This window comes from Celeribacter indicus, assembly GCF_000819565.1.
In the GTDB taxonomy this organism is placed as follows: Bacteria; Pseudomonadota; Alphaproteobacteria; order Rhodobacterales; family Rhodobacteraceae; genus Celeribacter; species Celeribacter indicus.
In genome coordinates, this window is the sequence record NZ_CP004393.1 from 3228562 (window position 1) to 3253903 (window position 25342).

Here is a 25342-nt window from a genome sequence, read left to right on the forward strand (position 1 = left end):
GAGACCGGCCGGCAGATGCAAGAGACACGCACCAAATCGGGAGGACCGCATGGCAGACGCAGCCATTCACGGCCACGGACACGAGGACAAACGGGGCTTCTTCACCCGCTGGTTCCTTTCCACCAATCACAAGGATATCGGGATCCTCTACCTCTTCACGGCCGCCGTGGTGGGGTTCATCTCGGTCTGTTTCACCGTCTACATGCGCCTCGAGCTCATGGATCCGGGCGTCCAGTACATGTGCCTCAACGAGGCGGGTGAACCGGCCGCACGGCTCCTGTCGGGCATCGGCGCGGAGGCCTGTACGCCGAACGGCCACCTCTGGAACGTCATGATCACCTATCACGGCGTGCTGATGATGTTCTTCGTGGTCATTCCCGCGCTCTTCGGCGGGTTCGGCAACTATTTCATGCCGCTTCAGATCGGCGCGCCGGACATGGCCTTTCCGCGTCTGAACAACCTGTCCTACTGGCTCTTCGTCTGCGGCGTCGGCCTCGGCATCGCCTCGCTCTTCGCGCCCGGCGGCAACGGCCAGACCGGCTCCGGCATCGGCTGGGTGCTCTACCCGCCGCTCTCCACCAACGAAGGCGGCTATTCCACCGACCTCGCGATCTTTGCCGTGCACGTCTCCGGCGCCTCCTCGATCCTCGGCGCGATCAACATGATCACGACGATGCTCAACATGCGCGCGCCGGGCATGACCCTGTTCAAGGTGCCGCTCTTCGCCTGGTCGATCTTCGTCACCTCCTGGCTGATCCTGCTTTCCCTGCCGGTCCTGGCGGGCGCGATCACCATGCTGCTCACCGACCGCAACTTCGGCACCTCCTTCTTCCAGGCCTCCGGCGGCGGCGACCCGATCCTCTACCAGCACATCCTGTGGTTCTTCGGCCACCCGGAAGTGTATATCGTGATCCTGCCGGGCTTCGGCATCATCTCCCACGTCATCGCCACCTTCTCGAAGAAGCCGATCTTCGGCTACCTGCCGATGGTCTGGGCGCTGATCGCGATCGGCGTGCTCGGCTTCGTCGTCTGGGCGCACCACATGTATACGGTCGGCATGTCGCTCAGCCAGCAGACCTACTTCATGCTCGCGACCATGGTCATCGCCGTGCCGACCGGGGTGAAGATCTTCTCCTGGATCGCGACGATGTGGGGCGGCTCGCTCGAGTTCAAGACGCCGATGCTCTTTGCCTTCGGCTTCCTGATCCTCTTCACCATCGGCGGCGTGACCGGCGTCGTGCTGTCGCAGGCGGGCGTGGACCGTGCCTATCACGACACCTATTACGTCGTGGCGCATTTCCACTACACCATGTCGATGGGTGCCGCCTTCTGCATCTTTGCCGGGGTGTATTTCTACATCGGCAAGATGTCGGGACGCCAATACCCGGAATGGGCGGGCAAGCTGCACTTCTGGCTGTTCTTCATCGGCGTGAACCTCACCTTCTTCCCGCAGCACTTCCTCGGCCGCCAGGGCATGCCGCGTCGCTACATCGACTACCCGGAAGCCTTCGCGATGTGGAACAAGGTGTCGTCCTGGGGCGCGCTGCTGTCCTTCGCCTCGTTCCTCCTGTTCATCGGCATCGTGTTCTACACGCTGCTCGCCGGCCGCCGCGTGACCGAAGCGAACTACTGGAACGAGTACGCGGACACGCTGGAATGGACCCTGCCCTCCCCGCCGCCGGAGCACACGTTCGAAACGCTCCCGAAGCGTGAGGACTGGGACAAGCACCACGCGCATTGAGCCCGATCCGAAACGACAGGCAAGGCCCCGCCCCCGCGGGGCCTTTTCCGTTCAACCGCCGATGAGTCGGCGGCGCCGTCCCCCGGCGGGCCCCATGCGGGCGCCCGGCCACCGGCCCCGAAAGCCGGTCGCGAAAACCCGCCGCAGGCAAATTGAGGATGGCGCGGCGGACGCCCCGCGCTAGGATGAGCGAAGGAAACGCACGCACCACCATGCCCTATCGCTGGACACCGCCCCATGACGGCCCCCTTCCCCGCCCCGTGCCGGAGGGGGACACGCCCCTGTTGCGCCTCGATCTCTGGCCGCACCGGTCGCTTCCGGCGCGCGGTTTCGCAGTGGTGATCTGGATCATGTTCGCAGGCGGGCTGATCCCGATCGTGCCCTTCATCGGCACGACGGCGTTCTGGATCCTCCTCGCCTTCATGATGGCCGCCCTCGCGGCGCTCTGGGCCGCCATCCGGCGCTCGGACCGCGACAGGCTGCGCGAGGAACTTCTCGTCTGGCCGGACCGGATCACACTGACCCATTGGTCGCAGACGGGCGAGACCTTCGAGTGGGAGGCGAATCCCTACTGGATCCGCCTCTCCCTCCATCCCACGGCGGGAAAGGTGGAGCAGTATCTCACGCTGAAGGGCGGTGGGCCGCAGAATGCGCGCGAGGTCGAACTCGGCGCGTTCCTCTCGCCCGAGGAGCGCACCCGCCTGCGCGACGACCTCGCGCTTCTTCTGGAGCGGCTGCGCGGCTAATCCCGGTCGCGGCTGCGCGCGGAAACGTCGCGCAGATCCACTCCCGCCATCTCCGCCAGCTCGTTCTCGGTGAGGGTCTCGTACATGTTCCTCGAGGCGCCGCGCAGATCGCCCTCCCTCACCTCACCCCGCTTCGCGGCAAGGGCCGTACCGGCGTCGCGTTTCAAAGGTCTCATTTCCATGTTCATGGTCCTTCCTCCTTTCCATCACGAAGGACGAACACGAGAGGCGCCGCACTGTTCCCCGTCGCCCGCGGACAAGAAAAAAGCCGCCGAAACCGGCGGCTTTTCGTTGAAATCATGGGCGGGTCTCAGCCGAGTTTCGCCTTCACGAGCGGTCCGACCGCGCCGAAATCCATCTGTCCGGTGTATTTCGACTTCAGAACGCCCATCACCTTGCCCATGTCGCGAATGCTATCGGCACGGGTCTCGGCGATCGCGTCGGACACCGCCTTCTCGGTCTCCGCGGGCGTGAGCTGACGCGGCAGGAACCCCTCGATCACGGTGATCTCCGCGCGTTCCTTCTCCGCCAGTTCGAGCCGCCCGCCTTCCTCGAACGCCTTCGCGCTCTCCTGCCGCTGCTTGACCATTTTGCCAAGGATGCCGAGCACTTCGCTGTCGGAAACGCTCTCCTCCTTGCCTTCGCCGCGGGCGGCGATCTCGCGGTCCTTGATCGCGGCGTTGATCAGGCGCAGGGTGGCCAGCCTTTCGCTGTCCTTTTCCCTCATCGCCTCCTTGAGCGCGGCGTTGATCCGGTTACGCATATCCATATGGGCCTCATCCCCTGACGATGTCGCAAGTGCGCACCATACCCAATGCGCCGGACCTTCTCAACCGCTGATGGGAGCGATAACATGCGGAAATCGCGGCACCGCAGAAATGCGCCGCGCTCGCCTTGACGCCGCAGGCCGGGTTCCTTAGGTTCCGGCCAATTTTGCCCCTGGAGGAGAGTCGCGCATGGCATCTGGTCAACAGTCCGGAAAACCGACCGCTTGTCTGGCCCTGGCCGACGGGACGGTCTTCTACGGGAAGGGCTTCGGCGCGACCGGCACCACCACTGCCGAGCTGTGCTTCAACACCGCGATGACCGGCTATCAGGAGATCATGACCGATCCCTCCTATGCCGGACAGGTCGTCACCTTCACCTTTCCGCATGTCGGCAATGTCGGCGTGAATGCCGAGGACGACGAGACCGCCGACCCGGTCGCCGCGGGCATGGTCGTCAAATGGGACCCGACCGAACCGTCGAACTGGCGCGCGCAGGAGGAGCTCGGACCCTGGCTCGAAAAGCGGGGCCGCATCGGCATGGGCGGGGTGGACACCCGCCGGCTGACCCGCGCGATCCGCCAGCAGGGCGCGCCCCATGTCGCCATCGCCCACGATCCCGAGGGCAATTTCGACATCGAGGCCCTCGTTGGACAGGCGCGCAGCTTCTCCGGCCTCGTGGGCCTCGACCTCGCCCGCGACGTCACCTGCGCGCAATCCTACAGGTGGGACGAAATGCGGTGGGCCTGGCCCGATGGTTTCCCGAAACGGGAGGGCAAGGGGTTCAAGGTCGTCGCCGTCGATTTCGGCGCGAAACGCAACATCCTGCGCTGCCTCGCCTCGGCGGGCTGCGACGTCACCGTGCTCCCGGCCACCGCCACCGCCGAGGAGGTGCTGGCCCATGAGCCCGACGGCGTCTTCCTGTCGAACGGTCCGGGCGACCCGGCGGCGACGGGCACATATGCCGTGCCGATGATCCAGGGCGTGCTGGAGCGCGACCTGCCGGTCTTCGGCATCTGCCTCGGCCACCAGATGCTTGCCCTCGCCCTCGGCGCCAAGACGATCAAGATGAACCACGGCCACCATGGCGCCAACCATCCGGTGAAGGATCTCGACACCGGCAAGGTCGAGATCACCTCGATGAACCACGGCTTCACGGTCGATGCGCAATCGCTGCCCGCCGGGGTGAAGGAGACCCATATCTCGCTCTTCGACGGCTCGAACTGCGGCATCGCGCTCGAGGGACGTCCGGTGTTTTCGGTGCAGTACCACCCCGAGGCCTCGCCGGGGCCGATGGACAGCTACTATCTCTTCGAGCGCTTCGCTGCGGCGATGGCAGCGCGCGAAACCGCCTGACGGCGACGGCGACAGGATCGGAAGACGGCCCGCGCGGCATCGCCGCACGATGGCAGCGGGCGCTTTCCGACGCTCACCCGCGAAACCTGAGCGCCTCGATCAGCGCCGCAAGCGCCGGCGTATGCTGTCTTCGGCTGGCGTAATAAAGGTGATAGCCTTCGAAGGTCTTCCGCCAGTCGGACAGCACTTCGATCAGCACACCCCGTCCATCTTGCGGACCAGCTTCTGACCCAGCCGTTGCAGATTATCGTCGGCGGTGGACAGGTCGGCGCCTTCGGCTCCTATCGCGACGGGTTCGAGCTGTTCAACAAGGCGCGCTCGGCGCAGAAAGACATTCTCGTGGTGCCGGGGGCAACGCATTACGACCTGTACGATCAGCCCGAGCCCGTGAACCAGGCCGTCGCCAAGCTCGAGGCCTTCTTCGGCGAACATTTAAGAACGTGGAGGGCATGGGAACAATCCTCCCGTGCCCTCACCGCTAAATCCGGCATGTCAATGCCAGCGGGGGTGAAGGTCCGCACGGGCGGCAGGTCGACCGGATCTGACTGCCGCACCCTGGGCCGGTTCCGGCGAGCCGGGGGACATCCTCCGGCAGGGGATCATCGGAACGCGTGCGACCGGCGGGATCTCCCGCCGTTTTTCCATCTCCGGTTAACGGCATTTTAACCCGGCACGGACAACGGTGAGCCATCGCCGGTCCATCACTCCGACCGCGCGGCAACGCAGGGTCAGGATCGCGGGGTCAGATGACATTCGATCGGCAGAGGGTTTTCCAGGGACACCCGCCCGGCGCCGCCGGAGAGGGCATGCGTCCCGCCCACGACGATCCGCAAGCGCAGCCCGAGCGGCGCAGGCCGATCGGCCAGATCCTCGTCGATATGGGCGCGCTCGCGCCCGGCGATCTCGTGCGGGCCACCGCGATCCGCCACCGGGAGGACGCCCGGATCGGCGACATCCTCCTCGCGCACGGCATGGTGGAGGAGGCGACGCTCTACCGCGCCCTCGCCCGCCAGTATCATGCCATCGTCGCGGATTTCGCGGGCATGCCGCCCGACGTGCGCCTGATCGACCGGCTTGGCGCGGACGAATGCCTCCGCCGCGGGCTCCTGCCGTGGCGGCACAGCGGCGGCACGGTGGTGGTCGCGGCCTGCCGCCCGGAGGAATTCGAAAGCCTGCGTCCGCGCCTGACGGCGATCTTCGGCCCGGTCCGCCTCGCCGTCACCTCGGAAACGGCGCTGCACCAGGCGCTCCTCGGCTCGCGCCAGCGCAGGCTCGCCGCCTGTGCCGAAACCCGCGTGGCGGCGCATGAGAGCTGTCGCGAGATGGATGTCCACCGGATCACCCGGATCGTCTCCGCCCTCGGCATCGTCCTGCTGCTGCTCGCGCTGTTCCGGCCGCTCGCCGCCGCGATCCTGCTCACCTCCTGGGCGGTGCTCACGCTCCTCGTCTCCACCGCGCTCAAGCTCGCCGCCGCCTTCGCGCAGGCGAAATATTCGCAGGACCGGCAGACCATGTTCTCCTCGCGGCGCAAGACGGCGCGGCTGCCCATCGTCTCGGTCATGGTGCCGCTCTTCCGGGAACGGGAGATCGCCTCCCGCCTGATCCGCCGCCTGTCGCGCCTCAGCTATCCGCGCGAGCTGCTCGATATCCTGCTCGTCGTCGAGGAGGACGACCTCGTGACGCAGGAGGCCATCGCCGGCACAGAGCTTCCACGCTGGATGCGGCAGGTGATCGTGCCGCGCGGCGGGGTCAAGACGAAGCCGCGCGCGCTCAACTTCGCGCTCGATTTCTGCCGCGGCTCGATCGTCGGCATCTACGATGCCGAGGACGCGCCCGAACCGGAGCAGATCCACAAGGTCGCCACCCGCTTCGCACAGGTCGGCCCCGAGGTCGCCTGCCTTCAGGGTGTGCTCGACTTCTACAACGCCCGCACCAACTGGCTCTCGCGCTGCTTCACCGTCGAATACGCCTCGTGGTTCCGGGTGATCCTGCCGGGATACGAGCGCATGGGCCTCACCGTGCCGCTGGGCGGGACGACGCTGTTCTTCCGCCGCGACGCGATCGAGAAGCTCGGCGGCTGGGATGCCCACAACGTCACCGAGGATGCCGATCTCGGCGTGCGGCTGGCGCGCCACGGCTACCGCACGGAACTGTTGCACACCGCGACCGGGGAGGAGGCGAATTGCCGCCTCTGGCCCTGGATCAAGCAGCGTTCGCGCTGGCTCAAGGGCTATGCGATGACCTATGCCATGCACATGCAGAACCCGCGCCGGCTTCTCGCCGATCTCGGCCCCTGGCGCTTCTTCGGCGTGCAGGTGCTGTTTCTCGGCGCGCTCTCGCAATTCCTGCTGGCCCCGCTCCTGTGGTCCTTCTGGCTCTTCCCGCTCGGCCTGCCGCATCCGATGCGCACGCTGCTGCCCCACGATGTCATCATCGTCCTGGGCGGGCTGTTCCTTCTATCGGAGGTCGTCACCGTGGCCTGCGCCATGGTCGCCACCTCGACCCCGAGCCACAAATGGCTCTGGCCATGGGTGCCGACCCTGCATTTCTATTATCCGCTGGCGACATTCGCCGCCATCAAGGGGCTGTGGGAAATCGTGACGAAGCCCTTCTACTGGGACAAGACCGTGCACGGGGTGCATGACCTCGGCTTTCACGAGGAGGAGGAGAACTCACGGACCGCGGAGGCCTCCTGCGGCCCCGCCGATGCCCCCGGCGCGGTCCTGCCCGAACCGACCGGCAGTCCGGGCTTTGCGGAGGCGAGACGGGCCTTTCTCTTCGAGACCTACGAGCGCAGCGCGCGGGCCGCACCGCCGGTCGCCCCCCGGCACCTGACCTTCGGGCTCGACCTGGATCGCGCCGGACATCGCGCAGGGCCGCCGTCGGCGTCCGCGCGCGCCGACGGCGGCGGCCCTGCGGCCCGCGCGGTCGTGCCCGATGCCCTGCCCTCCGCCTCCGGGTAAGACGGCTCAGCGATCCTTCGCCGCATCGACCTTCAGACGGGTGACGAACGCCTTGGAAATGTGGTTCGACAGGGCCTTGTGCGCGGCCTCCCCGTCGCCCGCCTCGATCGCGGAGACGATCATGTCATGCTCCTTGATCGCCTCCTCGCCCCGGCCCTCGGCGGCCAGCGACGTGGTCGCGAGCAGCGCCATCGAGCGGTGGACGAGATCGAGCTGCTGCACCAGATACCGGTTGTGCGAGGCGAGATGGATCTGCTTGTGAAAGCGCCGGTTTGCCCGGCTCATTTCCTCGGGCTTGCCGATCAGGCCGCGATCCTCCTCGACCATGTCGCGCAGCACCCGCATCTCCTCGGGCGTGGCATGGCGCGCGGCAAGGCGCGCGGCGAGGCCCTCGAGCTCGGTGCGCACGACATAGAGATCCGCCATCTGGTTATGGTCGAGCGAGGCGACGATCAGCGAGCGCCCGTCGCGCGTCAGCATCGACTGGGTCTCGAGCCGTTGCAGCGCCTCGCGGATCGGGGTGCGCGAGACGCCGAACCGCTCGGCAAGCTCGCTTTCCACGAGCCGGTCGCCGGGACGGTAGATCCCGGTGTCGATCGCGTCGAGGATCAGCTCGTAGGCGTCCTTCGGCCCCATGCGTGCGTCTTTCGTCATCGTCTCCGCCGTCCTTTCACAGAGCCGAACCATAGACAGCGCCCCCCTGCGGGATCAAGCGCTAACACCGGGCACGACCACCTTGCCCTTGCGCCCCGCGCCGCGGCGACGTAGCAAGGCGGCATGGCTGCCGATCCCTTCTCCCACGTCAAGACCTGGGTCTTCGACCTCGACAACACGCTCTACCCGCCCTCCGCGGCGCTGTTCTCGCAGATCGAGATCCGCATGACCGACTGGGTCGCACGCGAGCTCGGCGTGACGACGGAGGAGGCGAACCGGCTGCGCGGCGCCTACTGGCGCGATTTCGGCACCACGCTCTCGGGAATGATGGCCAATCACGGCACCGACCCGCTGCCCTATCTCACCTATGTGCATGACATCGACTTCTCCGGCCTCGCCGCCGATGCCGAGCTGAAGGCGGCGATCACCGCCCTTCCCGGCCGCAAGATCGTCTACACCAACGGCTCCGCGCCCTATGCCGAACGCGTGCTCGAGGCCCGCGGGCTTGCCGGGATCTTCAACGCGGTCTACGGGATCGAACACGCGAATTTCCACCCGAAGCCGCGGGCCGAAGCCTTCGACACGGTCTGGAAACTCGACCGGGTCACACCGGGGGAGGCCGCGATGTTCGAGGACGATCCGCGCAATCTCGAGGTGCCCCATGCGCTCGGCATGAAGACCGTGCATGTCGCCCCCGCCGCGCTCGATCCGCCGGCGCCGCATATCCATCACCATACGGACAACCTGGCGCGCTTCCTGCGCGACCTGCGGGCCTGAGCCGCGCGGCGCTGCGGCAATCCGCCACCGTGTTCCCGGCCCCCGCGGGTCCTATATCGCGGCACGAACGATACCCGCGCCACGGAGACACGCACATGACCGACGCGACAGCCGCCGCCCTTCCCCTGTCCGACCACGACGACAACGACCGCGGCCATGCCGGCACCACGGGCGAAGCCACCCCGCGCGGCGTGGCGATGGTCCTCCTCGCCGTCGTGGCGGTGATCGCGGCGCTCGTCTACGGCGCCTTCGCGATCGGTCCCTGGGTGCTCGGCGTCACCGCCCTGGCGACGGTGCCGGTCATCTATGTCGTGCTGATCCTGCTCACCACCGGCCACTGACCGCCGCGCGGCGGCCTGCCCCTTGGACAAATCCCGCCTTTGCGCCTACATCTCGCGTGACGCGCGCGCCCCGAGGCGGCGCAAAGGAGGATCCCGATGCGTGCAGAGCTTTCCCGTGAGACCGTCGACGTGCTCGTGTCCGGAGGCGGCATCGCCGGCATGATCGCCGCCGCGGCCTTCGGCGCCGCAGGCTTCCGGACACTGATGGTCGACCCCGCGCCGCCCGTGACGACGGGCGATGCGGCCGGCGCCGACCTGCGTTCCACCGCCTTCCTGCGCCCGGCACGCGATCTCTTTGCCCGGATCGGCATCTGGGAGAGGCTCGCCCCGCATGCCACCCCGCTCGAGGCGCTGCGCATCGTCGATACGGTGCCCTCGGACGCCGGCGGCGCCCCCCATATCCGCGCCCAGCGCCAGTTCGAGGGGCGGGAGACCGCCGACGAGCCCTTTGGATGGAATTTCCTCAACTGGGTGATCCGCCGCGAGCTCGCGAGGGCCCTGCCGGAGTTTCCCGAAGTCGAGTTGCGCTACGGCACGGGGTTCCGCAGCCTCGTCACCCGCAGCGACGCCGCCCTCGTCACCCTCACCGATGCCACCCAGGTGCGCGCGCGTCTCGTGATCGCCGCCGACGGCCGCGACAGCCCGGTGCGCACCGCCGCGGGCATCGGCGTGCGCCTCACCCGCTACGGCCAGAAATCCCTCGCCTTCACCGCGACGCACGACTTCCCGCACGGCAATGTCTCCACCGAGATCTACCGCGAGGGCGGCCCCTTCACCATGGTGCCGCTGCCCGATCTCGACGGCCGGCCCGCCTCCGCCATCGTCTGGATGAACAGGGGGCCCTACGCGACCGAGCTGCTCCATATGGAGCCTGCGCGGTTCAACACCGTCATGACCGAGCGCGCGGCGGGAATGTTCGGACGGATGGACCTCGCCTCCCGCCGGGCGATCTTCCCGATCGTCACGCAGGTCGCCGACAGGCTGGCCGCCGAACGCGTGGCGCTCATCGCGGAGGCCGCCCATGTGCTGCCCCCCATCGGGGCGCAGGGGCTCAATACCTCGCTCAACGATCTCGCCCAGCTTCTGGCGCTGGCCGACGCCGATCCCGTCGCGCTCGGATCCGCCGGGATGCTCGACGCCTATGCCCGCGCGCGCCGCCGCGACATCGGGCTGCGCGCACAGGCGGTGGACCTGTTCAACCGGATCACGCGCTCGGACGAGGACCTGCTGCAATCGCTCCGCCTCGTGGGGCTGAAGGCCGTGCATGACCTGACCCCGATCCGCCGCGGAGTGATGAAGGCCGGACTCGGGCCGCTCTGATCTCCTTTGCTGTGCAAATACTCGACGGCGCGGCGGCCGGAGCCCGTGCGCCGTGAGTATTTCTCGCAGCAAAAAGCCCTCAGCCGGACAGCACCCGGTCGAGCGCCGTCTCGAGCCGCGCCACGGTGGCATCGACCTCCCGGAGCTTGTCGAGGCCGAAGAGGCCGAGGCGGAAGGTGGAGAAGTCCGGCCCCTCGTCGCACACCAGCGGCACGCCGGCCGCGATCTGCACCCCCTGCCCGGCAAAGGCCTTGCCGGACCTGATCTCCGGATCGTCGGTGTAGCAGACGACCACCCCCGGCGCCTCGACGCCTTCGGCGGCGACGGAGGCGAAGCCGCGCGCCTTCAGCAGCGCGCGCACCCGCCGCCCCTGTTCCCATTGCGCCTCCGACAGCCTGTCGAAGCCGAAGGCCTTCGTCTCGAGCATCGCGTCGCGGAAGGCGCGCAGCGCGTCGGTCGGCATGGTCGCGTGATAGGCGTGGCCGCCGGAGGTATAGGCCTCCATGATCGACAGCCATTTGCCGAGGTCGATGGCGAAGGAGGAGGAGGCGCGCGATTTCACCGCCTCCACGGCACGGCCGGAGAGCATGACGAGGCCGGCGGAGGGCTGGGCCGACCAGCCCTTTTGCGGGGCGGAGAGCAGGATGTCGACGCCCGTCGCCGCCATGTCGACCCAGGCGCATCCCGAGGCGATGCAGTCGAGCACCATCAGCCCGCCCGTCTCATGCACGGCCTCGACCAGGGCGCGGATATAGGCGTCCGGCAGGATGATGCCCGAAGAGGTCTCCACATGCGGGGCGAAGACCGCGGCGGGGCGGATCTCCCGGATCTTCGCCACCGCCTCCCCGAGCGGCGGCGGAGCGAAGGGCGCCTGGGTGCCGTTGCCGGTGCGGCGCGCCTTCAGCACGGCTTCCGAGGCCGGGATCCCGCCCGTCTCGAAGATCTGGCTCCAGCGATAGGAGAAGAAGCCGTTGCGGATCACCACCACGTCCTCGCCGCCCGCGATCTGGCGCGCGACCGCCTCCATCGCATAGGTGCCGCCGCCGGGCACGACGCAGGCGGTCTCGGCGCGATAGACCTCGCAGAGCGTCGCATGGATGTCGCGCATCACCTGCTGGAAGGCGGCGGACATGTGGTTGAGCGCGCGGTCGGTGAAGACCACGGAGAATTCCAGCAGTCCATCGGGGTCGATATCGGGGCGCAGGGCGGTCATCGGGCTCTCCTCGGGTCTTGACGCGGCGATGCGGGGCGCGGCGGCGATGCAGATGGGTGACAGGATCCGCGAAAACGCCGCCCGCCGCCGGCGAGATGTGGACAAGCGGAGGGCGGCCTGCGCATCCTGTCGCAGGCGTCTCCGCAGGATCGGATCAAAAGAAACACCGGGCGGCGGAAAACACAAGGCGCAAGAGGCAGTATCCGGGGCCCAGGTTCCGGTCGGACGGGCGGAGCGGGCGCAACGGTGGCCCGACCATCCCGCCGGATTTCCAGGAAGGGACAGGCGATGTCCACGGAACAGATCGTCGTCATGGGCGGCTCCCTGCTCGACAATGCCGCGATCGGGACGAACCATGGCAGCGGCAACGGCGGCCAGGTGATCATCCAGAACGGCACCCTGCCCTTCGGCACGGATGACGTGATCGTCATCACCGTGGAGAACGTGCGCGCGGGCGAGGTCACGGGATCGAGCCGCATCGTCGGGATGAAGGTCTACGACAATGCCGCGGCCTATGTGAACGGCGAGACGCTCTATACCTACGGGCCGATGAATCCCGGCCAGTCGGCGAATATCCAGGGCGATCTCTCGGGGCTCGGCGACACCTATCTGCGCTTCAATGCCAATGTCCTCGTCTCCTCCGACGGCGGTCCGCGGCTCAACAACGTGATCCTCGCGCCCGGCGTGGACCTGACGCAGTTGAATCCGCCGGTCCGCATCGACCACCGCAGCGACACGGACGACGACGGCGACGGGGTGACGGAGCGCGCCGGCGATGGCAATTTCAACATCGGCAACAACCATTTCGCCCTGGAGGAGATCGCCGCGGCCGTCTGTTTCACCCAGGGCACGCGGATCGACACGCCGGAGGGGCCGCGGCTCATCGAGGAGCTGGCCGCGGGAGATCTCGTCCACACGCTCGATCACGGTCCGCAGCCGATCCGCTGGATCGGATCGCGCCGCGTCGCTGCCTGCGGTGCGCTCGCGCCGGTGGTGATCCGGGCGGGGGCGCTCGGCAACCTGCGCGACCTGAGGGTGAGCCCGAACCACCGGATGCTCCTGCGCGGCCCGATGGCGGAGATGCTCTTCGGCGAGCGCGACGTGCTCGTCGCGGCGAAACATCTCGTCAACGACACCACGATCCGACGCGCCGGGGGCGGCGAGGTCACCTATTTCCATATGCTGTTCGACAGCCACCAGATCGTCTTCGCCGAAGCCTGCCCGACGGAAAGCCTCTATCCGGGGGCGGAGGCGCTCCGCTCCGTGAGCGACGCCGCCCGGAGGGAAATCCTCCTGCTCTTTCCCGAGCTCGCCACCGCGGACGGGACGCAGGCGCTCGCCCGCTACGAGCTGACCGCCTGGGAGGCGCAGACCCTGTGCCACGCCGGCTGAGGCGGGCGAGGCGGTCTCAGCGGGTGCGGGAGACGGAGCGCGGCGCGAGCGCGGAGGGCAGGTCCGGCGCGAGGGACAGCGCGGCTTCCATATATTCCATATAGATGTCGTTGGCCGCGAGAAGCGTCGGCGGCGGTGCCGGCGGGCCGTCCTTTTCCGGGCGATAGACCGGAAGCGGCGAGCGGCGGATCTCGAGCTTGCAGAAGGGCTGTTTCGCGATCCAGCCCTGCATGTCCGCGCGCTTGTCCTGCGAATGGAACGGGCCCCAGTCGGCGGCGACCCCGCGCATGCCGGCGCTCACCACCTGATCGCGCGCGACGGTACGCGCCATGATCCGCACCGCGCAGGCGAGGTTCTTGCGCCCGTCCTTGAGCGCGCTGGCGGATTGCGCCTCGCAGCCATAGGCCCGCGCCGTGGGCGGGGAGATCTGCACGAGGCCGACCCAGGCCCCGCCGCCGCCGACCGCGGTCTCGCGCCAGGTGCTTTCGTGATAGGAGAGCGTGGACAGAAGGCCGGCCCAGAAGGCCGCCCGCCCCTGAAGGGTCTGGTCGCGATAGCCGGGGCACCAGCTGTCGATATCGCGCGGAATGGTGCTCAGCAGGCGGCTGCCATGGGACTTGACCGCCCCCATCGTCGCGCGGGTCCAGGCGGGGCCGTTGCGCTGCGATTTCCAGCGCAGCTCCGGCATCTTCAGCTCGTAGGGGCGCGACACCGGCACCGGGCTCGTCTCCACCGTCTTCGCTGTCTCCGCCGCACGTCCCGTGCCGCCCGTCACAACGAGCGCGCAGAACGCGGCGCCCAACACGCATCGGTATCGTCTCATGTTCGTTTTATACCCTTGCGGGGCTGCTGCCCTGCCCGGCCTCGTCTTGTTTCCAATCCGCGCGCATATTGCGCAAAACGCCTCCGCTTGGAAACCGGCCCCCTTGCCTGCGAGCGGGCAACCGCCTAGAACGCGGTTCAGACCGGATTTGGAAGGACCCGTGCCATGCTCGACCATCTCGACTACACCCCGCCGAAACCGAAGGTGATCGCGGGTGCGAAGGAGGATTGGGAACTCGTGATCGGCATGGAGATCCACGCGCAGGTGAGCTCGCAGGCGAAGCTGTTTTCCGGCGCCTCCACGCAATTCGGTGCCGAACCGAATTCCAACGTCTCCTTCGTCGATGCGGCGATGCCGGGGATGCTTCCGGTGATCAACGAATATTGCGTCGAACAGGCGGTGCGCACCGGGCTCGGGCTGAAGGCGGCGATCAACCTGTTTTCCGCCTTCGACCGGAAGAACTATTTCTATCCGGACCTGCCGCAGGGCTACCAGATCTCCCAGCTCTACCACCCGATCGTCGGTGAGGGCGAGGTGATCGTGGACATGGAGCCGGGCGTGGCGCGCCGTGTGCGGATCGAGCGCATCCATCTCGAGCAGGATGCGGGCAAGTCCATTCACGACATGGATCCCGCGATGTCCTTCGTCGACCTGAACCGCACCGGCGTCGCGCTGATGGAGATCGTCAGCCGCCCCGACATCCGCGGACCGGAGGAGGCGGCGGCCTATGTGCTGAAGCTGCGGCAGATCCTGCGCTATCTGGGCACCTGCGACGGCAACATGCAGAACGGCAACCTGCGCGCCGACGTGAACGTGTCGGTCTGCCGTCCGGGTCAGTACGAGAAATACCAGCAGACGCAGGACTTCTCCCATCTCGGCACGCGCTGCGAGATCAAGAACATGAACTCGACCCGCTTCATCCAGCAGGCGATCGACTACGAGGCGCGGCGCCAGATCGCGATCCTCGAGGATGGCGGCAAGGTCGACCAGGAAACCCGCCTCTATGACGCGGCAAAGGGGGAGACCCGGTCCATGCGGTCGAAGGAGGAGGCGCATGACTACCGCTATTTCCCCGATCCCGACCTTCTGCCGCTCGAGATCGAACAGGCCTGGGTGGACGAGATCGGCCGCAGCCTGCCGGAGCTTCCCGACGAGAAGAAGGCGCGCTTCGTGAAGGCCTTCGGCCTGTCGGAATATGACGCGGGCGTGCTGACGGCGGAAACCGAGAATGCGGATTACTTCGAGAAGGTGGTGGCCGCCGGAGAGGACGGGAAACTCTCCGCGAACTGGGTCATCAACGAGTTGTTCGGCCGCCTGAAGAAGGACGATTGCGAGATCACCGAAAGCCCGGTGAGCCCCGACCAGCTCGGCGGCATCGTCGCGCTGATCAAGAAGGGCGACATCTCCGGCAAGATCGCGAAGGACCTGTTCGAGATCGTCTATACCGAGGGCGGCGACCCGGCCGAGATCGTCGAGGCGCGCGGGATGAAGCAGGTGACGGACATGGGCGCCATCGAGGCCGCCGTGGACGCGGTGATCGCCGCGAACCCGGAACAGGTCGAGAAGGCGCAGGCCAACCCGAAGCTCGCCGGCTGGTTCGTCGGCCAGGTCATGAAGGCGTCGAAGGGCAAGGCCAATCCGCAGGCCGTGGACGAGCTCGTCAAGAAGAAGCTCGGCCTCTGAGGACAGGGACACCGCCCGGACGGGCGGCGTTCCCGCAATGCCGTCGCACAGTGCCATGACCGATCTGCCCGCCCCGCATATCTCCTCCCCCATCGCGATCGACCCCGGCTGGGTCGATTACAACGGCCATGTGAACATGGCCTTTTACGCCGTGATCATGGACCGGGGCGGCGACGAGATGTATGCGCTCGTCGGGCTCGGCGAGGACTACGCCCGCCGCGCGCGCCACACGACCTACACCGCGGAGGTGCATATCTGCTACAGGCGCGAGCTGAAGCTCGGCGACAGCGTCCGGGTGCACACGCGGCTTCTGGATGCCGACGCGAAGCGCATGGTGCTGTTCCACGAGATCCATCACGCCGAGGGCTGGATCGCGGCGACGGCGGAGGAGCTTCTGCTGCATATCGACATGGGCGGGCCGCGCGTCGTGCCCTTTCCGCCGGAGATCGCCGCACGGCTTTCCGCGCTGAAACAGGCCCATGCCGACCTGCCGCGCCCGGCACAGGCGGGCCGCTCGATCTCGCTTTCGAACACCGCTGCGTGATCCTCCGCCGACGGGGCCCGACAGGCTATTGACCCAGCGGGTCGCTCCGCTAAACCTGTGGCCGACCAAGGAGACAGACCATGCCCTTTTACGAATACCTGACCGTGCCCGCCCCGCGCAGGGGCGAAAAGAACAAGGGCGCGAAAACGCCCGAGGCGCGCGCCGCGCAGGCGATGCAGACGGTGCTGAACGAGAAGGGTGCGGAGGGCTGGGAATATGTCCGCGCCGATCTCCTGCCGACGGAAGAGCGCGCGGGGATCGCCTCGAAAACGGTGAACTATCACACGGTGCTGGTGTTCCGCCGCGAACGCGACGGCGAAGCGGCGGCGCTGGCCGCGACGCTTCGTGCCGGCGCGGAGACCGCAGACCTGCGGCGCCGCGGGCCGGTGGCCGACCGCGACACCCCGCCGCCCTCCGTCCCCTTCCCCGCAAAGGCGGAGAAGGGCGCCGGGTCCGCCGCGAGCCGCGTCGCGCCCGAGGTGGCCGACGAGCTGGCCGAGGACCGCGAATCCTAGGCGTCGAGATCGAGCGCGAGGGCGTGGACACGCCCTGTCAGATCGCCCAGCGCCTTGTGCACCATCCGGTGCCGCTCCAGCCGTGAGCGGCCCTCGAAGACCTGCGACCGGATCTTCACGTTGAAATGCGTCTCGCCGGTGCCGCCGGGGTTACCGGCATGTCCGGCGTGGCTCGCGCTGTCGTCCTCGACCACCAGCTCGCGCGGTGCGAAGGCCGCCTCGAGGCGTTCACGCATTTGATCGGTAATTGTCATGGGCTGCCCCTTTTCCAATGGTCCGTTCTCATCTAAAGTCTTGCGTCCGAGTCGAAAAGGTTGAGGCAGATGGATAAAAAAGATCCCTTCGGTTTCGACATGTCGGTGTCCTCCGCGAAAAAGAACAAGCGGGGCGGACGCCGCGGCATGTCCGGCGCATTCGAAACCTCCAAGCGTGTCTGCGAGCACGAGGGCTGCGAGGAGGCCGGGCAGTATCGCGCGCCGCGGTCGCCCGATCACCTCGACGAATATAAGTGGTTCTGCAAGGACCACGTGCGCGAATACAATCTCAAGTGGAATTTCTTCACCAATGCGACGGAGGCCGAGATGGACGCGGCCTTCAAGAGTTCCCAGACCGGCGACCGCCCGACGCAGCCCTTCGGCAAGCGGTCGGTCGAGGAACGCGCCTGGGCCCGGCTCGGCATCGACGATGCGCATGAGGTGCTGGGCGAGAATGCCACGCGCAACCCCGGAAAGACCGATCCGGGTGCGCCGACGCGCAAGCTGCCGCCGGTGGAGCGTCAGGCGATCGAGATCCTCGAGGCCAAGGACCACTGGACCAAGGCCGAGATCAAGAAGCAATACAAGTCGCTCATCAAGATCCTGCACCCCGACGTGAACGGCGGCGACCGGTCGCAGGAGGAACAGCTCCAGCAGGTTGTCTGGGCCTGGGATCAGCTCAAGGACAGCCGCTGGTTCAAGTGACCGCGGGCGGGTCGGCCCTCCGCCCGTGTTGCGGGATGCCGCCCGGCCGGCCGCAGCGATGCCTCCCCTGCCCGCGCTCTAGTGGCCCGCCTCCTCGGCGGGCTTGCCGCGCACCGCGTCGATGAGCGGGTCGATGATCCGCGCCACGACCGGCAGCAGGACGAGCCCGAAGGCCAGGCCGAAGATCCCGTCGAAGAAGGCGGTGACGGCCCAGGCGACGAAGGCTTCCGCCGTCGCGACAGCATGCGCCGCCGCCTCCGCGACGTGATGGATCGCCTCGTAGGGCTGGTGCATCCCGAGCGTGTGCAGCCCGTGGATGACGATCGACCCGCCGACCCAGATCATCGCCGCCGTCCCCACCGCCATCAGCACCTTCATGAACCAGGGCATGAATTTCACGATGCCGCGCCCGAGGGCCCGCGTCGCCGACAGCCGCCCCACGCGGCTCAGCCACAGGCCGACGTCGTCCGCCTTCACGATCAGCGCGACGCCGCCATAGACCGCGACCGTGATGAGGATCCCCGCGAGCGCGAGGGCCATCGCCTGGAACCAGATCGCGCTCTCGGGATCTATACCCGACAGGATGATCGTCATGATCTCCGCCGAAAGGATGAAATCCGTCTTCACCGCGCCGGCGATCTTCTGCCGCTCGAGATGCATCGGGTCGCCCACATCGGGCCGCTGCCCGTCGGCATGGGGCGCGTGGGGCCGGAACAGGTGATAGACCTTTTCCGCCCCCTCGAAACAGAGATAGGAGCCGCCGAGCATCAGCAGCGGCGTGATGAGCCAGGGCGCGAAGGCGGAGAGCAGCAACGCCAGCGGCAGGAGGATCACGAGCTTGTTGCGGATCGACCCGAGCGCGATCTTGCCGACGATCGGCAATTCGCGCGCCGGCGAGAAGCCGTGGACGTATTTCGGGGTCACCGCCGCGTCGTCGATCACCGCGCCCGCGGCCTTGGCCGAGGCCTTCGCCGCCTGGCTGGCCACGTCGTCGACATTGGCCGCCGCAACCTTCGCGATCCCCGCGACATCGTCCAGAAGTGCCAGAAGACCGCTCATGCCATGTTCCCCGAACTCTCTCTCGTTTCCGCCCCATAGGTCTAGGGCTCCCGGCGCACCATGGCAACAACGCCCGTCAGGGGCGCCGCGATCCGAAAGGGGAGTTGCGCGCGCCCCCAGCCGGTCTATCGCGGGGCGGCCCCTGTCCCGATCCCCCGGCACACCGCCGCGGGAGAGGGAGAAGCCGAAGGTGTTGCGAAATCCGCGCGGCCTCTCCCCTTGCACCCCCTGCGCAGAACGGGCAAACAGGCTAGGACGAAATTTCTCAGAATTGACGGGCCCCGATCATGGACGCGAACACAAAACCCACCGAAGTCATCTCCGTCCGCGACGTCTTCGGCATCGACACGGACATGACGATCAAGGGCTTCGCCGAAAGTTCGGAGCGTGTTCCGGCGATCGATCCGACCTACAAGTTCGACCCCGACACGACGCTCGCGATCCTCGCCGGCTTCTCCCACAATCGCCGCGTGATGATCCAGGGCTACCACGGCACCGGCAAATCGACCCATATCGAACAGGTGGCGGCGCGGCTCAACTGGCCCTCCGTGCGCGTCAACCTCGACAGCCATATCAGCCGGATCGACCTGATCGGCAAGGACGCGATCAAGCTGCGCGACGGCAAGCAGGTCACGGAATTCCAGGAGGGCATCCTGCCCTGGGCGCTGCGCAACCCCTGCGCCATCGTCTTCGACGAATACGACGCCGGCCGCGCCGACGTGATGTTCGTGATCCAGCGCGTGCTCGAGCATGACGGCAAGCTGACGCTTCTCGACCAGAACGAGATCATCACTCCGCATCCGTGTTTCCGGCTCTTCGCGACGGCGAACACCGTGGGGCTCGGGGACACGACCGGGCTCTACCACGGCACGCAGCAGATCAACCAGGCACAGATGGACCGCTGGAGCCTCGTCGCCACGCTGAACTATCTCAGCCATGACGCGGAGGCGGCGATCGTCCTGTCGAAAGCGCCGCATTACAACAACGAGAAAGGCCGCAGGACGGTGAGCCAGATGGTCACCGTGGCCGACCTGACGCGCACCGCCTTCATGAACGGGGATCTCTCTACCGTGATGAGCCCGCGCACCGTCATCACCTGGGCGCAGAACGCGGAGATCTTCCGCAACATCGGCTATGCTTTCCGCCTGACCTTCCTCAACAAATGCGACGAGCTCGAACGGCAGACCGTGGCGGAGTTCTACCAGCGCTGCTTCGACGAGGAGCTGCCCGAGAGCGCGGCGGCCATCGCCGGATAGGCGGAAACGGATCCGGTGCGGACAAGGCGGGCCCTGGCCCGCCTTTTTCCTTTGACCGCGCGGGACTGGCGGCGTCCCGACGGCGGCGCGCCGGGAATGTCTATATACGAGATATACGAAAACGCGCCCGCCCCCTTGGCGGACCCGGCCTGCCGGCACTACCTGTTCCATGACGGTTCCAGGGGAGCGCGGAGATCATGGCAGGGGTGCGCAGGCACGTCTTCATCCACAGCCTGACCGGCGCGGCCCTCGCGCTGGCCGCACTCTGCCTGCCCGCGGCGCCGCTCCGGGCGCTGCCGCCCGACGCGACCCTCGCCCGCGATTTCGCGTATTGTGCGGGACGCCTTTCGGCGGAGGCCGCGCGCACGCCGCGGGAGGACATTCGCGCCCTGCGGGACGCGATGGAGGACCTGCTCTCCGCGGTCGTGCCGCCCGGCGAGACCGGCGCCTATGAAAAGCTGCGGATCGCCGGGCACGTCTCCCAGAGCGGGCTGCTGGCCGAGGCGCGTTTTTCGCTCGATCACGAGGTCGCGGAACGCGCCGCGCGGCTGGCAGACCAGCGGCTCGCGGAATGCCGCGCGATGCTGCTGGGCGGCTGAGGTGCGAAAGGCCCGCCGGAGGGGCGGGCCCGCGCAAAGATGCGGAGGAACGGGCTCAGCCGCGCGCGGCCTTCGTCGCCTTCGCCCACCATTCGAGATCGGCCAGCATCGCCTCGACCGAGGGAAGGATCGCCGCCTCGATCGTGCTCATCTCCTCGTTCGATCCGAGCGGCGAGACCCTGAAGAAATCGGAACCGGAGATGTTCGCCGTCGTGCGCACCGGCACCATCTGGAGGTTGATGGCGACCGCCCGCAGATGCTCCACCGCGCGCGCCGCGCCCACGGAACCGTAGCCGAAGGCGGCGGCGGGCTTGCGCACCCATTCGCGGCCGGCCTGATCAAGCGCGTTCTTGAGCGAGGCGGGCATCGAGGAGTTGTATTCCGCGGTGAGGAAGATGTAGCCGTCGAATTCGGCCATCTTCCGCTGCCAGGCGAGCGCCCGCGGATCCTCGGAGGGCACCCAGAGGTTCGAGGCCGCCTCGTTGAACAGCGGCAGGTCGTAATCGCGCAGGTCGACGAGTTCGAAATCGAGGGCGTCGGTCAGGGACCGGGCCTTTTCGATCAGCCAGTTGGCAGGCTTGTCGGCGAAGCGGGCGTTGCGCGTCGAGCCGATCACGATGGCGATTTTCGGTGTGGACATCGGTCACTCCTCTGGCGCGGAAGGGAAGGAGAAGGGGAGGGTCGCGCCGTCGCGCCTGTCTACCGCCGCGCGGGGTCGCGTCACAATGCCGCATCCTGTTCACCCCGGCGCAGGTCTTGTGCGCGAAGGCCGCCCCCCGCGAAATCCGGGCCTGCCCGTCATTTTCCCGCGCCTGCCCGCTGGTCATCCGCACGCGGGGCGTTTAGCCTGAGCACGACAGAAGCCGCCTGAAAGACCGAGCCCCGCATGAGCAAACCCTCCGACAACCCGGCCGATCCGTTCAAGAAAGCGCTCGCGGAAGCGACGAAGGTGCTTGCCGACGATCCCGACCTGACGGTGACCTATTCGATGGACCCTTCGGGACTGACGAACGACACGGTGCGGCTGCCGCAGGTGTCGCGGCGGATGTCGAAGGAGGAAGTGCTGATCGCGCGCGGCACGGCGGATGCGCTGGCGCTGCGCCACCGGTTCCACGACACGGCCATGTTCCAGAAGTTCGCGCCGGCGGGGCAGATGGCCTTCGACATCTACAACGCGCTCGAGACCGCGCGCTGCGAAGCCGCGGGGGCGCGGTACATGCCCGGCACGGCGAAGAACATCGACGCGAAGATCGGCAACGAGGCGCAGCGCCGGGGCTACGACGGGATCACCCGGCGCGAGGACGCCCCGCTCGCGCAGGCGATGGGATATTACCTGCGCCATATCGCGACGGGCCGCGAGTTGCCGAAGGGCGCGGACAACGTGATGGAGCTGTGGCGCGATTTCATCGAGGGCCAGACCCGGAACAGCCTCGATGACGTGGACGCGCTCCTGGAGGACCAGAAGGGCTTTGCCCGCCTCGCCCGCCGCCTGATCGAGGAGCTCGGCTATGGCGACCAGCTCGGCGACGATCCGGAGGAAAGCGACACGGACGAGGACCAGAGCGCCGAGGCGGAGGAGCAGGAGGAGGAGCCCGACAGCGAGGGCGAGGATCAGGACCAGGAGGACGAGAACGACGCCTCCGCGGAGTCCGCGCAGGATCAGCAGCAGGACATGCAGGAGGCGACGCTCTCCTCCGAGGACATGGCCGAGGAGGACTTCACCGAGGAGGTCGACCTGCCGCAGGAGGAGAGCGAGGTCGAGCCCCCCGCCCCCGCGCCGATCTCGGATGCCGATCCGAACTACCGGGTCTTCACCACCGCCCATGACGAGGAGATCGCGGCCGAGGAACTGGCCGAACCGGCCGAGCTCGAACGGCTGCGCGCCTATCTCGACCAACAGCTCGAACCGCTCAAGGGCGCCGTGTCGCGCCTGGCCAACAAGCTGCAACGCCGGCTCCAGGCACAGCAGAACCGGTCCTGGGAGTTCGACCGCGAGGAAGGCATCCTCGACGCCGGGCGGCTGGCGCGCGTCGTGGCCAACCCGACGACGCCGCTCTCCTTCAAGGTCGAGAAGGACACAGAGTTCCGCGACACGGTGGTGACGCTCCTGCTCGACAATTCCGGTTCGATGCGCGGCCGGCCCATCTCCATCGCGGCGATCTGTGCCGACGTGCTCGCGCGCACGCTCGAACGCTGCAACGTCAAGGTTGAGATCCTCGGCTTCACCACCCGCGCCTGGAAGGGCGGGATGAGCCGCGAGGAATGGCTCCAGCAGGGCCGCCCGCAGCAGCCCGGCCGCCTCAACGACCTGCGCCACATCGTCTACAAGGCCGCCGACGCGCCGATGCGGCGCACGCGCGCCAATCTCGGGCTGATGATGAAGGAGGGGCTCCTGAAGGAGAATATCGACGGCGAGGCGCTCGAATGGGCCTATCGCCGGATGCTCCAGCGCCGCGAGGCGCGCAAGATCCTCATGGTGATTTCCGACGGCGCGCCGGTCGACGACTCCACGCTCTCGGTGAACCCGGCGAACTATCTCGAGAAGCATCTGCGCGACGTGATCGCCCTTGTCGAGAAACGCAAGCAGGTCGAGCTCCTCGCCATCGGGATCGGCCATGACGTGACCCGCTATTACGACCGGGCGGTGACGATCACGGATGTCGAACAGCTCGCGGGCGCGATGACCGAACAGCTCGCCTCGCTGTTCGACAGCGACCCGCGCGCCCGTGCGCGGGTGATGGGCATCCGGCACGCCTCCTGAACCTCCGTCCCCCGGCGGCGCGGATCATACAGTCACTTCCGAACGAGAACGGCATTTCCCAGATGTTCCAGAGCTTTAAGGTCACCTCCCGCCCCGAACAGGCCGCCCCGCGCATCTCCGCCCTGCGCGCGGCGCTGCATGAATGCGGGCTCGACGGCTACCTCGTGCCGCGCGCGGATGCCCACCAGGGCGAATATGTCGCCCCCTGCGACGAACGCCTCGCCTGGCTCACCGGCTTCACCGGCTCGGCGGGCTTCGCCGTGGTGCTCCACGAGCGGGCGGCGATCTTCACCGACGGGCGCTACCGCGTGCAGGTGCGCGCGCAATGCGATCCCGAGATCTTCGACTATGTCGACTGGCCGGAGACCTCGCTCTCCGACTGGCTTGCGGGCGCCGGGGTCGGGAAGATCGGCTTCGATCCCTGGCTGCACACGGTCCGGGAGATCGAGACCGTCCGCGGACGGCTCGGGAAGACCGGGCAGGAACTGGTGCCGACGCCGGACCTGATCGACCGGATCTGGCCCGACCGCCCGCCCCGTCCCGCCGCGCCGGTCACCGCCCAGCCGGTGGACCTGACGGGCATGACCTCGGAGGAGAAATTCGAGCGGATCGGCGCCGCGGTCGCGGAGACGGGCGCGGAGGCCGTGGTGCTGACCCTGCCCGACTCGATCTCCTGGCTGCTGAACATCCGCGGAATGGATATCGCCCACAACCCGGTGGTGCAGGCCTTCGCGGTGCTCTCGACGACCGGGCGGCTCGTGCTTTTCGACGCGGCGGAGAAATACGCCCACCTCGGCCCCGATCCGCGCATCACGATCCGGCCACGTTCGGAATTCGGCGCCTGTCTCTCCGAGATGACGGGCAAGGTGCTGCTCGATCCGGGCTCCGCCCCGATGGCCGTCAAGACCCTGCTGAAGGGCGCGGAGATCGTGGAGGGCGAGGACCCCTGCATCCTGCCGAAAGCGGTGAAGACGGAGGCGGAGATCGCCGGCACGCGCGAAGCCCATCTGAGGGACGGCGCGGCGGTGGTGGAATTCCTCGCCTGGCTCTCCGAACAGATGCCCGAGGAGCTGACCGAGATCGAGATCGTCAGGAAGCTCGAGGAATGCCGCACGGCCACGAACGCGCTGCGGGAGATCTCCTTCGACACGATCTGCGGCGCGGGGCCGAATGGCGCCATCGTGCATTACCGCGTCACCGAGGAAACCAACCGGGCGCTGCGCGAGGGGGAGCTGCTGCTCATCGACAGCGGCGGGCAGTATGTGGACGGCACGACCGACATCACCCGCACCGTGGCGCTGGCCGATGCGGGAGCGGAGGAGCGCGCGGCCTTCACCGCGGTGCTCCAGGGCATGATCGCGATTTCCACCGCGCGCTTTCCCCGTGGCGTGGCGGGGGCGCATCTCGACGCGCTCGCGCGGGCACCGCTCTGGCGGATGGGCCGCGATTACGATCACGGCACGGGCCACGGCGTCGGCGCCTACCTGTCGGTCCACGAGGGGCCGCAGCGGATCTCGCGCCTCTCCACCCTGCCCCTGCGGGAGGGCATGATCCTGTCGAACGAGCCGGGCTATTACCGCGAGGGCGCCTTCGGCATCCGGATCGAGAACCTGATCGCGGTGCAGGCCGCTCCGGAGCTGGCGGGGGCCGACGAGGACCGCGACATGCTCGCCTTCGAAACCCTGACCTATGTGCCGATCGACCGCACGCTGATCCTCGCCGACGAGCTGGCGCCCTGGGAGCGCGACTGGCTCAACGACTACCATGCCGAGGTCTGGACACGGATTTCGCCGCGCCTGTCGGACGGGGCGCGGGACTGGCTGCGGCAGGCTGTTGCACCGATCTGACATATACCTGGGGCAAAAACGCTGATAGG

General features: G+C 67.7%; 26 protein-coding genes. 16 read left to right on the plus strand and 10 right to left on the minus strand.

What is annotated here, in order from left to right; all coding sequences use genetic code 11:
- The first annotated feature begins 49 nt into the window (after positions 1 to 49).
- Together P73_RS15945 and P73_RS15950 are read left to right on the plus strand one after the other, a co-directional pair.
- Complete coding sequence (locus P73_RS15945) at positions 50 to 1741, plus strand: cytochrome c oxidase subunit I (protein WP_043870338.1); 1692 nt, start codon at positions 50 to 52, stop codon at positions 1739 to 1741.
- Between the two features lie 185 nt (positions 1742 to 1926).
- The gene (locus tag P73_RS15950) at positions 1927 to 2487 is read left to right on the plus strand and encodes a DUF2244 domain-containing protein (RefSeq protein ID WP_245629185.1); all 561 of its coding nucleotides are present in this window, start codon (positions 1927 to 1929) and stop codon (positions 2485 to 2487) included.
- Here P73_RS15950 and P73_RS15955 read toward each other — a convergent pair.
- Positions 2484 to 2675, minus strand: a complete 192-nt coding sequence (locus P73_RS15955; protein WP_043870340.1) for a DUF3008 family protein — start codon at positions 2673 to 2675, stop codon at positions 2484 to 2486. The genes P73_RS15950 and P73_RS15955 overlap by 4 nt on opposite strands.
- Before the next feature lie 122 nt (positions 2676 to 2797).
- Positions 2798 to 3256 carry a GatB/YqeY domain-containing protein gene (locus tag P73_RS15960; protein WP_043870341.1) on the minus strand — a complete coding sequence of 153 codons (459 nt, stop codon included), beginning with the start codon at positions 3254 to 3256 and terminating at the stop codon, positions 2798 to 2800.
- 187 nt (positions 3257 to 3443) lie between these two features.
- On the opposite strand from P73_RS15960, the gene carA reads away from it, so the two are divergent.
- On the plus strand, positions 3444 to 4607 hold the full coding sequence (gene carA / locus P73_RS15965; RefSeq protein WP_043870342.1) for a glutamine-hydrolyzing carbamoyl-phosphate synthase small subunit: 1164 nt from the start codon (positions 3444 to 3446) through the stop codon (positions 4605 to 4607).
- A 73-nt stretch (positions 4608 to 4680) separates the two neighbouring features.
- Here the strand turns inward: carA and P73_RS26675 are convergent, their stop codons facing one another.
- A complete protein-coding gene (locus P73_RS26675; protein WP_275451661.1) occupies positions 4681 to 4806 on the minus strand; it encodes a hypothetical protein in 126 nt (41 codons plus the stop codon).
- Positions 4800 to 5039 carry a hypothetical protein gene (locus P73_RS26330; protein ID WP_043870343.1) on the minus strand — a complete coding sequence of 80 codons (240 nt, stop codon included), beginning with the start codon at positions 5037 to 5039 and terminating at the stop codon, positions 4800 to 4802. Before P73_RS26330 ends, P73_RS26675 begins: the two co-directional genes overlap by 7 nt.
- Before the next feature lie 374 nt (positions 5040 to 5413).
- On the opposite strand from P73_RS26330, the gene P73_RS15975 reads away from it, so the two are divergent.
- Positions 5414 to 7570 (plus strand): glycosyltransferase family 2 protein, encoded by a 2157-nt coding sequence (locus tag P73_RS15975; protein WP_082033373.1) that lies wholly within the window; start codon positions 5414 to 5416, stop codon positions 7568 to 7570.
- A 6-nt stretch (positions 7571 to 7576) separates the two neighbouring features.
- Here the strand turns inward: P73_RS15975 and P73_RS15980 are convergent, their stop codons facing one another.
- Complete coding sequence (locus tag P73_RS15980; protein WP_245629186.1) at positions 7577 to 8224, minus strand: GntR family transcriptional regulator; 648 nt, start codon at positions 8222 to 8224, stop codon at positions 7577 to 7579.
- Between the two features lie 123 nt (positions 8225 to 8347).
- Between P73_RS15980 and P73_RS15985 the strand changes: the two genes are divergently transcribed.
- The 3 genes from P73_RS15985 (at position 8348) to P73_RS15995 (ending at position 10662) form a co-directional block, all read left to right on the plus strand.
- The gene (locus P73_RS15985; protein ID WP_043870344.1) at positions 8348 to 9001 is read left to right on the plus strand and encodes a pyrimidine 5'-nucleotidase; all 654 of its coding nucleotides are present in this window, start codon (positions 8348 to 8350) and stop codon (positions 8999 to 9001) included.
- A 95-nt stretch (positions 9002 to 9096) separates the two neighbouring features.
- Positions 9097 to 9342, plus strand: a complete 246-nt coding sequence (locus P73_RS15990) for a hypothetical protein (RefSeq protein WP_043870345.1) — start codon at positions 9097 to 9099, stop codon at positions 9340 to 9342.
- Positions 9343 to 9438: 96 nt separating this feature from the next.
- Positions 9439 to 10662, plus strand: a complete 1224-nt coding sequence (locus tag P73_RS15995) for an FAD-dependent monooxygenase (protein WP_043870346.1) — start codon at positions 9439 to 9441, stop codon at positions 10660 to 10662.
- 79 nt (positions 10663 to 10741) lie between these two features.
- On the opposite strand, the gene P73_RS16000 is transcribed toward P73_RS15995, so the two are convergent.
- Positions 10742 to 11875, minus strand: coding sequence for an aminotransferase class V-fold PLP-dependent enzyme (locus P73_RS16000; protein WP_043870347.1), 1134 nt, complete (start codon positions 11873 to 11875; stop codon positions 10742 to 10744).
- Between the two features lie 288 nt (positions 11876 to 12163).
- Between P73_RS16000 and P73_RS16005 the strand changes: the two genes are divergently transcribed.
- A complete protein-coding gene (locus P73_RS16005; protein WP_052453348.1) occupies positions 12164 to 13267 on the plus strand; it encodes a Hint domain-containing protein in 1104 nt (367 codons plus the stop codon).
- Between the two features lie 16 nt (positions 13268 to 13283).
- On the opposite strand, the gene P73_RS16010 is transcribed toward P73_RS16005, so the two are convergent.
- Positions 13284 to 14090: a transglycosylase SLT domain-containing protein gene (locus P73_RS16010; protein WP_245629187.1), complete on the minus strand. Its 807-nt coding sequence runs from the start codon at positions 14088 to 14090 to the stop codon at positions 13284 to 13286.
- A gap of 165 nt (positions 14091 to 14255) precedes the next feature.
- Here P73_RS16010 and gatB point away from each other — a divergent pair, with 165 nt between their 5' ends.
- From gatB to P73_RS16025, 3 genes are all read left to right on the plus strand, one after another.
- Complete coding sequence (gene gatB, locus P73_RS16015; RefSeq protein WP_043870348.1) at positions 14256 to 15773, plus strand: Asp-tRNA(Asn)/Glu-tRNA(Gln) amidotransferase subunit GatB; 1518 nt, start codon at positions 14256 to 14258, stop codon at positions 15771 to 15773.
- Between the two features lie 55 nt (positions 15774 to 15828).
- Positions 15829 to 16317 (plus strand): thioesterase family protein, encoded by a 489-nt coding sequence (locus P73_RS16020; RefSeq protein ID WP_043871832.1) that lies wholly within the window; start codon positions 15829 to 15831, stop codon positions 16315 to 16317.
- A gap of 80 nt (positions 16318 to 16397) precedes the next feature.
- Positions 16398 to 16832: a DUF4177 domain-containing protein gene (locus tag P73_RS16025; protein ID WP_043870349.1), complete on the plus strand. Its 435-nt coding sequence runs from the start codon at positions 16398 to 16400 to the stop codon at positions 16830 to 16832.
- On the opposite strand, the gene P73_RS16030 is transcribed toward P73_RS16025, so the two are convergent.
- Positions 16829 to 17086, minus strand: a complete 258-nt coding sequence (locus tag P73_RS16030; RefSeq protein WP_043870350.1) for a BolA family protein — start codon at positions 17084 to 17086, stop codon at positions 16829 to 16831. The two genes, P73_RS16025 and P73_RS16030, sit on opposite strands and share 4 nt — an antisense overlap.
- Positions 17087 to 17155: 69 nt before the next feature.
- Between P73_RS16030 and P73_RS16035 the strand changes: the two genes are divergently transcribed.
- A complete protein-coding gene (locus P73_RS16035; RefSeq protein WP_043870351.1) occupies positions 17156 to 17791 on the plus strand; it encodes a DnaJ domain-containing protein in 636 nt (211 codons plus the stop codon).
- A 78-nt stretch (positions 17792 to 17869) separates the two neighbouring features.
- Here P73_RS16035 and P73_RS16040 read toward each other — a convergent pair whose 3' ends face one another.
- On the minus strand, positions 17870 to 18850 hold the full coding sequence (locus P73_RS16040; RefSeq protein WP_043870352.1) for a DUF808 domain-containing protein: 981 nt from the start codon (positions 18848 to 18850) through the stop codon (positions 17870 to 17872).
- Positions 18851 to 19137: 287 nt separating this feature from the next.
- On the opposite strand from P73_RS16040, the gene cobS reads away from it, so the two are divergent.
- A complete protein-coding gene (gene cobS / locus P73_RS16045) occupies positions 19138 to 20106 on the plus strand; it encodes a cobaltochelatase subunit CobS (RefSeq protein ID WP_043870353.1) in 969 nt (322 codons plus the stop codon).
- Between the two features lie 197 nt (positions 20107 to 20303).
- Positions 20304 to 20705, plus strand: a complete 402-nt coding sequence (locus P73_RS16050; RefSeq protein WP_043870354.1) for a hypothetical protein — start codon at positions 20304 to 20306, stop codon at positions 20703 to 20705.
- Positions 20706 to 20760: 55 nt separating this feature from the next.
- Here P73_RS16050 and P73_RS16055 read toward each other — a convergent pair whose 3' ends face one another.
- Positions 20761 to 21345, minus strand: a complete 585-nt coding sequence (locus P73_RS16055; protein WP_043870355.1) for an NADPH-dependent FMN reductase — start codon at positions 21343 to 21345, stop codon at positions 20761 to 20763.
- Between the two features lie 246 nt (positions 21346 to 21591).
- Between P73_RS16055 and cobT the strand changes: the two genes are divergently transcribed.
- Positions 21592 to 23466: a cobaltochelatase subunit CobT gene (cobT, locus tag P73_RS16060; protein WP_043870356.1), complete on the plus strand. Its 1875-nt coding sequence runs from the start codon at positions 21592 to 21594 to the stop codon at positions 23464 to 23466.
- A gap of 62 nt (positions 23467 to 23528) precedes the next feature.
- Positions 23529 to 25313: an aminopeptidase P family protein gene (locus P73_RS16065; RefSeq protein WP_043870357.1), complete on the plus strand. Its 1785-nt coding sequence runs from the start codon at positions 23529 to 23531 to the stop codon at positions 25311 to 25313.
- Positions 25314 to 25342: the final 29 nt, after the last annotated feature.